The organism is Rickettsia endosymbiont of Polydrusus tereticollis, from assembly GCF_964026385.1.
Lineage (GTDB): Bacteria > Pseudomonadota > Alphaproteobacteria > Rickettsiales > Rickettsiaceae > Rickettsia.
On sequence record NZ_OZ032142.1, the window covers coordinates 1,171,096 to 1,182,812 of the forward strand.

An 11,717-nucleotide genomic window follows, 5' to 3' on the forward strand; every position below is an offset into this window, starting at 1 on the left:
ATTGCACCGGTATTTCTATATATTTAACCTAGTTACAAAAACCTGTTCAAACCACTCAATTACTTTTTTACGCATTTTATAGGAATTTATTTGGCTAGGATTATGAGGGTCATCGATAATTAAGATATCACCGCCCTCACCCGTAGCCGAACCGCCGACGGAAGTAGCAAATCTAAAACCGTTTGCCGTCGTTAAAAATTTACTTTTTTGATTATGCTCTTTACTTAAAATAGTATCGGGAAAAAGCTGCCTATACCAATCGGTAGATAAAACAAACCGACAATCTAAAGAATGTTTAATACTTAATATTTGCGAATAGCTGGCGGTCATAATCCTTTTAGTCGGATCGTGCCCTAATATCCAAGCCGACCACGCAACACTTACGCATACAGATTTTAAAGACCTTGGCGGCACGTTAATTATCAAACGATTAATATCACCGTTTTGCACCGCCAGCAAATAATCGCTAATTAGTTCGGTATGCCAATTTAATCGGTATTCTATGCCTGGATTAATGGTATTAAAAACTTTAATTATGAAGCTATGAAAATCTTGGCGTAATACAGCATTTAGTAACTCTTTCGAATAAGCCATTGATATTTATGTTTTATTTATATTTGCAAGCAGATTAGCATAAAACTTTGTTGTGATTAATCGGCAATGCTATATAATTCTTAAAAAATAAATTGTGGCTTATGATATTACCTAAAATTATTTTAGTTACTGTTATCCTGCTAAGCTTTACTAGCCTCTCGCAAGCAGAAAACACAAACATCGATATAGAATCTTTTTATACTACCGAAGATACCGAAAGCAGCGATTTTACTCCTGTTATCGAGGATAATTTACCTAGTTTTGAGAATATTGAACTTAATAATAGTGCTGAATTAAAAAATTATCAGCAGGGTAAAGTTATTGCCTTAAACAAAATTACCGCTACTTCTCGTGAATTAATTTTTAAAGTCGGTGAAGAACAATATTTCGGTAATATAAAAATCAAGCTCCATAAATGCGTTAAAAACCTTGATCCGTATAAAGAGGATAATTATTTATTATTAACAATTACCGAATATAAAATTGATGAAGATCCGAAGTTACTTTTTCAAGGATGGATGGTCAGTAGCAGCATTTCACTCTCTACTTTCGAACATCCGATTTATGAAATTTTTGCCAAAAACTGTCTATAAGCACTTGATATGCACTATTATTTAATTTCCGGTCTAATATTTTTAATTCCTGCTATCAGTATAATAGGCGGGTTATCACTGGCAATCACTATACCGATTTTTTTAATAACTTTCTTATTTTCTATAAAAGATAAGATCACATTACGCTTTTTATTTTCTACCTATAAAATAGAATTATTATTTGCTAGCTGGTGCTTGATATCATGCATCTACGCAATTAATCCTATAAGTAGTTTCCTTACTTTTTTACAAGTTTTTCGGTTTTACTGCTAGGCTTTACGGCTAGTAATTACATGGATACGTCTATATTTTTCAAAATAACCGGAATATTAAATGCTACCTTATAAGCGGAGTTATGGTAGCAATAATTTTATTTTTTATTGAATATCTGACTAACGGTCTACTAACTAAAGCTTTTCGTGCTATTTTTCAACCTTCTTCCACGCAGTTTTTTAACCTTTATATGTTAGATCGAGGTTGTGCTTTACTATCAATTACCGCATGGATAATAATAACAATCTTAATTTCTTATAAAAAGCCTATTATTTCTTTATTATTTTACGTATTAGTGCTGTATTTATTATTTATATCCGACTAGCTTAGCAAGGTTTTTTAGGTTTTGCAGTCGGCGGGTTAACGTTTATAGCTAGTAAAATAATAAAACAAAAGATATTTTCCAATTGATAATTATAGGCTTAATAGCCGGTTCATTATCAATTCCGATAATTACCGGCAATATAAACCCGCAATATATATCGGAAAAATATACCTCATCTATTCAAGATTCAGCAAAACATCGGCTATTTATTTGGCATTTTGTTGCCGGTAAAATTGTAGAAAAACAATTTTCGGTTATGGTTTTTGCCTCTTCAAAACATATAGAAGTAAAGAACGGTGAAATAATTAAACATAATGGGTAGAATGGTATCCCCTACCCCTTGCACCCTCATAATAACATACTACAAATTATTCTTGAGACCGGTTTAATCGGACTAATATTATTTTTAGCTTTAATTTATAATATCTCAAGCAAATCAGTAACTTAACAATAGACCTATTGCATAACGTAGCTAATAAGAGGAATTTGAAGGAAACACGGAGCACAGAACCGAAGCGTACAAAGGAGTACGTGAGGATTCGAGCACCGGCTTGACGTACAAATTACCTTTAGAAGCAAGTTATGCAATAGGTCTATTAATTATCGCTCTATTTCTTATGCCTGCTTTATAAATTTATTATTTTATCGGTATGGTTTCTTATAGTATTTGGCAAGTATGGTGGGTGGCTGTTGGTATTTGGGCATTGGTTTTAATGAAGTTATTAGTTAAATCCGATATAATAATTGATAATTAAGCTTGGTTAATGTAATCTAATAAAAATGAAGTGACTTGTTGTCATACCGTGGCTACGACAGCGTTGTTGTGTGGAGCGAATTTTTGATGTCATTCTAGCTAAAAGCGGGAATCCAGAAAAAACACTTAAAATAAGCAAAATTTATATAAAAATTTACTATATAATTCGCTTAAATATTCTCTGGATTCCCGCTTTCGCGGAATGACATAAGGCACTTTTTTAGAGCCACGCAAGCCTTCTCGCAAAGGCGGGAATGACATAAAACCGGCTTTAATCGCTCCTATTTATACCTTTTAGGAACAACATAAAACAAATCCTATGTGGCAAGAATCAAAATTTTTACAGGAATATTATACTATTAGTGTTTTTTTTCGGTATTGCGGTATTAATATCTAGCTTAATAATGATTTTACCGAATTTATTAGCTACTAAGAAGTATAATAAAGATAAATTAGAGCCTTATGAATGCGGCTTTGAGCCTTTTAGCGACGCACGAGCTAAATTTGATATACGTTTTTATTTAGTTGCCATTTTATTTATTATTTTTGATCTCGAAGTGACGTTTTTAATACCGTGGGCTATTACTCTCGGAAAAATCGGTAAATGGGTTTCTTTTCAATGATGTTTTTCCTCTTTGTACTTATTATCGGTTTTATATATGAGTGGAAGAAAGGTGCATTAGAGTGGGAATAGTTATACTCGATGAACTTCAAAAATTGGCTACGTCGTCTTACAAAAGCTTCGGTTCTCACGTATTAAGTATACGCTCCGATCCTCGCTTTGTAGACCGATTACTCTTTTTGAAGTTGATCTTCGTCTAACCTTCCTTTATTTTACAGGAATATTATGAAAAATAGCTTTCATGAAGAAAACGAACTAATTAACGAGAAGCTTTCTAATCGGGGTTTTTTGTTAACTACGGTTGATGATGTAGTCGGCTGGGCAAGAGCAAATTCTTTATGGCCGATGACTTTCGGGCTTGCTTGCTGTGCGGTTGAGATGATGCAGGCAGCAGCGAGCCGCTACGATATGGATCGTTTCGGGATGTTATTAGACCAAGCCCAAGGCCAAGCCGATTTAATGATAGTTTGCAGGCACGCTAACTAATAAAATGGCACCGGCACTCCGCAAAGTATATGATCAAATGCCTGAACCTAAATGGTTTTATCTATGGGGAGCTGTGCTAACGGCGGCGGTATTATCATTTTTCTTATGCGGTAGTACGAGGCTGTGATCGGATTGTACCGGTTGATATATACGTCCCCGGTTGCCCTCCTACTGCTGAAGCTTTAATTTACGGATTATTGCAGCTACAAAAGAAAATTAAGCGTAGCACGGGCTTTAAATATGACGGCAGGAAATATGAGTGATCCGGTAAAAATTATCAATAAATTTATATCTGCACATATATCAAATCAACTCCTATAGAGATAACGGGTTTTAGTAGTTATAAAATAGAACAGGATAATTTATATCTTTTATTACTTTTTTAAAGGAGTCGGAAGATTTACGTTTTACTATCTTAACCGATCTATTCGGTGCAGATTTTCCGGAGCGTGATAGAAGATTTGAAATAGTTTATAATCTACTAAGTTTAAAGTTAAATAAGCGTTTATTGCTAAAAATTATCGTTGCTGAAAATGAAGCTCTGCCTTCTATAACTAAAATATTTAATGCTGCTTGTTGGTATGAGAGGGAGGCATTTGTATGTTCGGGATAAAATTTCACGGATAGCCATGATATTCGGCGTATCTTAACCGATTACGGCTTTGAAGGGTCATCCTTTACGCAAAGACTTTCCGCTAACCGGTTATACGCAGGTTAAATATGACGAAACTTTACAAAAAGTAGTATATGAACCTGTCAAACTTGATGTAGAATATAGAGAGTTTAATTTTTCTTCTCCTTGGCAAGGTCCGAGTTACGTGTTACCAGGTGATGAGAAGGCGAAGTAGGGTGTCATACCTGTATTCTTTATGTCTTTCCTGCGAAAGCAGGAATCCAGTAAAAGCTATAAAAAACTTGTTTTTTTATAGCTTTATTTTGTCAAGTATGAAATTTATTAAGGATATTTTTCCTGGATTCCTGCTTTCGCAGGAATGACATCAGTGTCATATAACCACAACAACCAAACATTATGCCCGATATTATGCCCGATAACACCAAAACTATAACTCTAAATCTTGGTCCGCAGCATCCGGCTACTCACGGGGTGCTCAGGCTAATTCTTGAGATGGACGGCGAAGTAGTAAATCTAGCCGATCTGCATATCGGTTTGCTGCATCGCGGTACTGAAAAGTTAATCGAGCATAAAACATATCTGCAAGCCATACCTTATTTTTGATCGGCTGGATTACGTATCCCCGATGTGTCAAGAACACGCTTTTGCTTTAGCCGTTGAGTCGCTGCTAGGCTGTGATGTACCGAGGCGTGCACAGTTTATTAGAGTCATGTTTTCCGAGCTTACTCGCATTCTTAACCATACTTTAAATATCGGTAGCCAAGCGTTAGACGTCGGTGCTACTACTCCTTTATTATGGCTATTTGAAGAGCGAGAGAAAATCATGGAATTTTACGAGCGTGTTTCAGGTTCTCGCATGCATGCCAATTATTTTAGACCGGGCGGCGTTGCACAGGATTTGCCGGATAGGTTATTAGAGGATATCGCTATTTTCATAGAGCAGTTCCCTACCCGCTTGCAAGATGTCGAAACATTGTTAAATAATAATAGGTTATGGAAACAGCGATTAGTCGATATCGGTGTTGTTTCGCAGAAAGAAGCGATGGATTGGGGGTTTTCCGGACCAATGCTTAGAGGTTCAGGAATTGCTTGGGATTTACGTAAATCAAACCCTTATGACGTTTATAATGAAATGGATTTTGACGTACCTATTGGCAAATCGGGCGATTGTTATGATCGATATTTAGTGCGTGTTGAAGAAATATATCAATCGTTAAGAATAATTAAGCAATGCATTGAAAAAATACCGCAAGGAGAGATTAAAACTAATGATCATAAAATTACACCGCCGACTCGTGCTAAAATGAAAGAATCTATGGAAGCAATGATTCATCACTTTAAGCTTTATACTGAAGGTTACAACGTGCCGGAAGGAGAAACTTATAAAGCGGTGGAAGCCCCGAAAGGCGAATTCGGCGTATATTTATATTCCGACGGCAGTAATAGACCCTATCGATGCCGAATTAAAGCTCCCGGGTTTGCACATCTGCAAGGGCTTGATTTTATGGCAAAAGGTCATTTGATGGCAGATATAGTGGCTATTATCGCCACGCTTGATATTGTGTTTGGAGAAATTGATCGATGATACTCTTACTGTGTCATTCCTGCACCTTTTTATGACATTCCTACTTTCGGGCGTCGTTGCATGGATCGAATTTTTGCAAAGCATTCGGTGTCATGCCGTGGCTTGACCACGGCATCCAGTCTTTTTATTATGTTTTTTCTGGATACCGTGGTCAAGCCACGGTATGACATCAAATGTATTTATTAGGAGTATATGACTACAAAAATTACAAATTTTACATTCGATAAGAAAAACTCGAAGCTGGCAGAGGATATTATAAAAAAATATCCGGCGGAAGGCAAAAGAAGTGCTGTTTTACCGCTGCTTGATCTTGCTCAACGTCAAGTGGGCGGCTGGCTTCCTACCGCTGCTATGGAATATGTAGCAAACTTACTTGATATGCCTTATATGCGAGCTTATGAGGTAGCAAGCTTCTATACTATGTTTAATTTAAAGCCTGTCGGCAAACATCATATTCAAATATGTACTACTACGCCCTGCTGGCTTCGTGGTAGCGATCAAATAGTTAAAGCTTGTGAGCAAACACTAAAAATTAAATGCGGTGAAGTAACACCGGATAAAAAATTTAGTTTAGTAGAAATAGAATGTTTAGGTGCTTGCGTAAATGCCCCTGTCGTGCAAATTAACGATGATTATTTTGAGGATCTAACCGCAGAAAAAATAGAAGAGATAATAAGCAAACTCCAAAATGGCTAGAATATTATTATTACTACTTAAATTCTATCGATATTTTATATCTCCGCTACTCGGCAATAATTGTCGTTTTCATCCTTCCTGCTCGGAATATGCCAAGGATGCAATAATAATATACGGAAGTTTCACAGGGTTATGGTTAGTTCTTAAGAGAATAATTAAATGCCATCCTTTCTGTCAAGGCGGTTATGATCCTGTACCACTACGCAATGACGATATCAAATGAATAATAATCTAATCCCCTAACCCGTGATTTTTTCGCTCGAGATACTAATATAGTAAGTCAAGAATTACTGGGGAAATTATTATATTTTCAAGGAAAAAAAGCTATTATTACCGAAACGGAAAGCTATATAGGTCAAGATGATCCTGCTTGTCATGCTGCAAGAGGACGCACAAAAAGAACCGATATAATGTTTGGTTTGCCTGGATTTAGTTATGTATATCTAATTTACGGCATGTATTATTGTTTAAACTTTGTAACGGAACAAGAAGGCTTCCCTGCCGCAACCTTGATAAGAGGTGCACATATTATCACACCCGAAAATCAGCATTTAAACGGTCCCCGGTAAATTATGTCGATATTTAGGAATTAATATTGCTCATAATAAATGTGATATTATTAATAATAATGATTTTTTGTAAGCGATATAGGTCTTGAAACTTCTTTTTCTATCACCTCTCGTATCGGCATTACTAAAGGAATAGATAAATTATGGCGTTATGTTATTAAAGAACCGCTTGATTTAACAAGACTCTAACAATTATCTTAATAAGAAAATTCTGGACTTAACTCCTAATAAGTTTATACTAATTAGGAATTAACTCCTAATAAGTTAGCATATTATGTATAATAGATATTTAAAATTACATTTGGAAAAGAAACAAACAGCTTTCTATGGGGAGCAAGGAAAGTAGGAAAATCAACTTATTTAAAAAATCTCTACCCTGAAGCAATATATATGATTTATTAAAAACTGATTTGCAATTTAAATATCTAAAACAACCATCCATATTTCGGGAAGAAATCTTAGCATTAGATACACAAAACTTACCTTCCCTATAATAGTCGATGAAATACAAAAAGTACCGGCATTACTTGATGAAATTCATTGGCTTATAGAAAATACAGATAGTTATTTTATTTTATGCGGTTCAAGTAGTAGGAAGTTACGATCATCCGGTACAAACTTACTTGGCGGTAGAGCTATAAAGTATCATTTTTATCCTTTAGTATATCCGGAAATAAAAGAAGAATTTAATCTTTTAAGAATATTTAATCATGGTTTAATTCCCTTACATTTTATCAACAATAACCCACATAAATTACTTAAAGCATATGTGGAAGATTATCTAACTAATGAAATACGTGCCGAAGGACTAGTACGCAATATTACTGCATTTAGTAGATTTATGGATAGCACGGCTTTCTCTCATGGAGAGTTATTAAATTATTCTAATATTGCTCGTGATTGCTATATTGATGCCAAAACAGTTAAAGAATATTATCAAATACTTATTGATACGTTGGTTGGATATTTGATTTATCCATACACAAAAAAAGTTAATCGAGAAATTATATCATCAACTCCTAAATTTTATTTTTTTGATGTAGGAGTAGCAAGTAATATCACGGAAAATAATTTTGATGATCTAAAAGGTGCAGCGGCAGGTAAAGCACTAGAACATTATGTATTTACGGAATTAAAAGCATATATAAGTTTAAATGATTTAGATCATCGTATAAATTACTGGCGTACTAAAACAGGTTTAGAAATTGATTTTATAATTAGTACTATAAAAAGCAAACCGTTAGCAATTGAAGTAAAAATATCTTCAAATTTACATAAAAGCGAACTTCGAGGAATGAAAGCTTTTATGGAAGAGCATAAGCTTGATAAAGGCTATATTATCTGCTTAGAAGAAGCTCCAAGAAAAATATATTTAGAAGCCCAGGAAATTAATATATTACCTATCAAAGAATTTTTAAATAGATTATGGAAAGGTGACATTTTTTAATCCTAGCTTTTTTTGTTCCACTCATTACGTAATTTAGCCTGATACTCTAAACTATCTAGATTTTTATCCTTCCAAAGTCCCAAAGCAGCGTCAAAGCCTTTTTTACTCTGATTATAGTTAGCAATATAATCAGCTAAAGCTTGCCTTATAATGTCAGCTCTCGCTACTTTTTTTTTCTGGGATAGTTGATCTAGAATTTTAATTTGCGAATCAGCTATATCAATAATAGTTCTCACATAATCTCCTTAGGGTTTTCCTAATTGGGATATTCTTATACTTAAGCCGTCTCCCTATGATACCATATTATCTTTGTCTTATATCATATTTTAAATTTAAAGTCTACTAATACGATCTACTTGAAATAAATTTAATAAGGGAAGAAAGATAATCTTTATAAATATTTTGCTGTGTGATTTGTGTTAATAATTTATTTGCTTCGTCTTCTAACAGACTTAAATAATTTATAATTTGCTGTTTTATCTCATTTTCTATTATTAAATTCTGTATTTCTTGAAATTCATCATTGGTGCGTTTATCCGCTTTAATCATATTTTCAAGTTTTAACCTTCCTTCATTATCTAATTTTTCATATAAAAAAATCAGCGGTAGCGTAACTTTTCCTTCTAAAAAATCATCACCGATATTTTTCCCTACTTGCTGGCTATTTCCTAGATAATCAAGTAAATCATCGATGATTTGGAATATGTTACCTAACAACTTGCCAAGATTTTGCATTATAGTAGAGACAGAACTAGATTGTCCTGCAATAATAGCACCTACCGAGCAGGAAGCTCCAAATAACTCGGCAGTTTTTGAGTGTACTATTTCATGATATTCTTCTCTCGTGATAATTCGGCACTCATTAAGTTTTACCAGCTGTGCTACCTCTCCTTCGGAAATAATCGCCGAAGCTTTTGCCAAAATTTCCATAGCTGAAATAGAACCCGAAGCTACCATTAACTTAAATGACTGACTAAAAAGAAAATCACCGACTAAAATACTCGTTTTGCTTCCCCAAATAACATTTGCCGTAGGTTTAAATCTTCTCATCGTGCTATCATCAACTACATCATCGTGTAGCAACGTTGCAGTATGGATAAACTCCACGGCACCGGCAAGTTTTATATGATTCTCACCTTGATAATCAAATATTTTACTAGTTAAAATAGTAAGGATAGGACGAATCCTTTTTCCTCCTGCTTCTAATAAATATTTTCCGACTCTTTCAATTAGTTCCTCATCGCTTTTTAAGCAGTTAATAATAAGGTTATTTAACTTAATGACTTCATCCTTTAAATCGTGATGTATTTTTTCTATAATATCCAATTTTCAAACCTTATTTTATAATTTCTTCCCAAAGGCTTTGAGTAATTTCTTGAAATTGCGGCAAGCTAAATTGCTCTAATATCTTTTGATGTTGAGCAAAATCAGGGATTAATTCCTGCATTTTTTCTTTTATATTATCTCCCACTTCAACTTTTTCCACCGCACTTTTATATAGCGATAAATAATATAACGGTATAATTTTGTTTATATCGTCAATCATCCCTATTTTGGTATTATTTAGGTTAGATAAATCTAATTCATACTCAAAGCTTATATCGGTTGAGTTAGAATCCGGATGATCCGAAATAGTTCTTAAAAATGATTTTAAAGCGTCTTTATATAACTCTCTACTCTCATCGGAAAAAGCTTTAAATTTTCCTAAATTATAAAAATATGCACCTAAAATATCTATTATTTTAAAGTAATTATTAAATATTATTACCCCTTTACTTACAGATTTTTTAAGTATATTTACCGTACTCTCATTTGTAAAATTAAAACCGGAGCTGCCGGAAAATAAGCTTAAATTATTTATTTGTGCTCTGGTTACTTTATTTAATTCCGTAACTAAATTAACGTCTAAGGCAAATTCATACACTCGATTCTCAAGAGGAGTAAAATCAAACTTATCCTTATTATTAATAATATATACAAGTTCTTCGTTGGCACTATCGAGTTTGGAAAGCTTTAATAAATAGGCTTGCTTATCATTATAAGTTTTTATAGCGTTTAATAATTTTTCTATAAAATCTTGCTTTAATTTAATTTGCGAGTCAATCTTAAGGACGATATTATTATTACCTAAATCATCTACCGCCCCTTTATATAATAATTGCGTCGATCCTTCACAAATATCACTGATGATTTTAGCGTAATCTATCCCTATCTCAAAGTCTTTAGCCCAATCGTTAATATTTTTGGCATTAAAATTCAACGCTTTAGTCTTAATATAAAATTTACTTTCAAACGTAAAGCTATGAGGCCACGCAAATCTATATAATAATAATCCGGCGGGGATTGTTCTATCCTCAAGGTTACTTTCAGATATTTTAGTTGAATAAATAATATCTAACTTTTGCGGTATGTTCTCCAAAAAATCGCCTTTATCTAAATAATATTTACTTTTATCAAACGCTAAAGAAAATAACGTATAATCTTCATCATAAAGCTTTTGGTTATCTATTAAATCAAATATCTCTACTTTATCAGAGCGAAATTTAAAAATTTCTATTAAATTAATAATTTCAAATAAATCTCTTTTTTGTCCCGAGATTTTAAACCAGATTATTTTAAATAATTGAAAACTTAACGGGATTTTAGCCGACAAAATACTTTCTTTATTATTAAATTTTACACCGAAGCCTCTTTCTACCGGTTTATGTCGCCCTATTGCCTCCCCGCCAAAAGATAGGAATAAATGTTGTGCTAGTAAATCATACCCCATATGAATAGGAGAATTAAATTCAACTTTTCTGGTACTACTTTCTTCCGACCAATTAATTATAGCAATAGCAAATTTAAAAGGAAAACCGTACGGTCTAACTTTAGAAAATTTAATAAAATACGGCTCATTATTATTAAATATTTTTGCGTCAATATAGCGGTTAGAATATTGTTGATTGATCGAATTTGATAGAGAGATAAGAATAGCAAACCATATCGCTGTATATAACAATAGAGATGCCGCAAATATAACTAATATTAACTTAAGCTTTTTTTTCATTAGTATAATAATTTTATAGAATGCTCCTAATATAAACATGAAATAAATTCAGGATGACTATGATTTTCTGGATGGTCACGGCACTAAGAG

General features: G+C 33.5%; 8 protein-coding genes and 7 pseudogenes. 11 read left to right on the plus strand and 4 right to left on the minus strand.

From position 1 onward, the window contains the following. Positions 1–15 precede the first annotated feature (15 nt). Positions 16–594, minus strand: coding sequence for a hypothetical protein (locus AAGD48_RS05705; RefSeq protein WP_341789344.1), 579 nt, complete (start codon positions 592–594; stop codon positions 16–18). Positions 595–695: 101 nt separating this feature from the next. On the opposite strand from AAGD48_RS05705, the gene AAGD48_RS05710 reads away from it, so the two are divergent. From AAGD48_RS05710 to AAGD48_RS05770, 11 genes and pseudogenes are all read left to right on the plus strand, one after another. Next, positions 696–1,187, plus strand: coding sequence for a DUF2155 domain-containing protein (locus AAGD48_RS05710; protein ID WP_341790751.1), 492 nt, complete (start codon positions 696–698; stop codon positions 1,185–1,187). Between the two features lie 9 nt (positions 1,188–1,196). After that, a pseudogene (locus tag AAGD48_RS10645) lies at positions 1,197–2,540 on the plus strand (O-antigen ligase family protein). 318 nt (positions 2,541–2,858) lie between these two features. Further along, a pseudogene (locus tag AAGD48_RS05730) lies at positions 2,859–3,233 on the plus strand (NADH-quinone oxidoreductase subunit A). Between the two features lie 153 nt (positions 3,234–3,386). Then, positions 3,387–3,910, plus strand: a pseudogene (locus tag AAGD48_RS05735) (NuoB/complex I 20 kDa subunit family protein). Between the two features lie 21 nt (positions 3,911–3,931). Further along, a pseudogene (locus tag AAGD48_RS05740) lies at positions 3,932–4,495 on the plus strand (NADH-quinone oxidoreductase subunit C). A gap of 194 nt (positions 4,496–4,689) precedes the next feature. Then, positions 4,690–5,866 (plus strand): annotated as a pseudogene (gene nuoD / locus AAGD48_RS05745) (NADH dehydrogenase (quinone) subunit D). A 192-nt stretch (positions 5,867–6,058) separates the two neighbouring features. Beyond that, positions 6,059–6,562 carry an NADH-quinone oxidoreductase subunit NuoE gene (gene nuoE / locus AAGD48_RS05750; protein WP_341789346.1) on the plus strand — a complete coding sequence of 168 codons (504 nt, stop codon included), beginning with the start codon at positions 6,059–6,061 and terminating at the stop codon, positions 6,560–6,562. Continuing rightward, positions 6,555–6,785, plus strand: a complete 231-nt coding sequence (gene yidD / locus AAGD48_RS05755; protein ID WP_341789347.1) for a membrane protein insertion efficiency factor YidD — start codon at positions 6,555–6,557, stop codon at positions 6,783–6,785. Before nuoE ends, yidD begins: the two co-directional genes overlap by 8 nt. Then, positions 6,782–7,320 (plus strand): annotated as a pseudogene (locus AAGD48_RS05760) (DNA-3-methyladenine glycosylase). The gene yidD and the pseudogene AAGD48_RS05760 overlap by 4 nt, the downstream one beginning before the upstream one ends. Before the next feature lie 346 nt (positions 7,321–7,666). Next, a pseudogene (locus AAGD48_RS05765) lies at positions 7,667–7,747 on the plus strand (hypothetical protein); the annotation flags it as partial. Between the two features lie 153 nt (positions 7,748–7,900). Then, complete coding sequence (locus AAGD48_RS05770; protein WP_341789348.1) at positions 7,901–8,578, plus strand: DUF4143 domain-containing protein; 678 nt, start codon at positions 7,901–7,903, stop codon at positions 8,576–8,578. A gap of 2 nt (positions 8,579–8,580) precedes the next feature. Here AAGD48_RS05770 and AAGD48_RS05775 read toward each other — a convergent pair whose 3' ends face one another. The 3 genes from AAGD48_RS05775 to AAGD48_RS05785 all read right to left on the minus strand — a co-directional run bounded on the left by AAGD48_RS05775 (position 8,581) and on the right by AAGD48_RS05785 (position 11,627). Next, positions 8,581–8,814 carry a ribbon-helix-helix domain-containing protein gene (locus AAGD48_RS05775; protein WP_341789349.1) on the minus strand — a complete coding sequence of 78 codons (234 nt, stop codon included), beginning with the start codon at positions 8,812–8,814 and terminating at the stop codon, positions 8,581–8,583. A 106-nt stretch (positions 8,815–8,920) separates the two neighbouring features. Continuing rightward, positions 8,921–9,904: a polyprenyl synthetase family protein gene (locus tag AAGD48_RS05780; RefSeq protein ID WP_341789350.1), complete on the minus strand. Its 984-nt coding sequence runs from the start codon at positions 9,902–9,904 to the stop codon at positions 8,921–8,923. Between the two features lie 10 nt (positions 9,905–9,914). After that, positions 9,915–11,627 carry a hypothetical protein gene (locus tag AAGD48_RS05785; protein ID WP_341789351.1) on the minus strand — a complete coding sequence of 571 codons (1,713 nt, stop codon included), beginning with the start codon at positions 11,625–11,627 and terminating at the stop codon, positions 9,915–9,917. Between the last annotated feature and the right edge of the window lie 90 nt (positions 11,628–11,717).

Excerpts from the sequence above, each read along its gene's own strand:
- nuoE (WP_341789346.1), top strand. The coding sequence starts at position 6,059 with ATGACTACAAAAATTACAAATTTTACATTCGATAAGAAAAACTCGAAG.
- AAGD48_RS05710 (WP_341790751.1), top strand. The coding sequence starts at position 696 with ATGATATTACCTAAAATTATTTTAGTTACTGTTATCCTGCTAAGCTTT.
- AAGD48_RS05785 (WP_341789351.1), bottom strand. The coding sequence starts at position 11,627 with ATGAAAAAAAAGCTTAAGTTAATATTAGTTATATTTGCGGCATCTCTA.
- yidD (WP_341789347.1), top strand. The coding sequence starts at position 6,555 with ATGGCTAGAATATTATTATTACTACTTAAATTCTATCGATATTTTATA.
- AAGD48_RS05705 (WP_341789344.1), bottom strand. The coding sequence starts at position 594 with ATGGCTTATTCGAAAGAGTTACTAAATGCTGTATTACGCCAAGATTTT.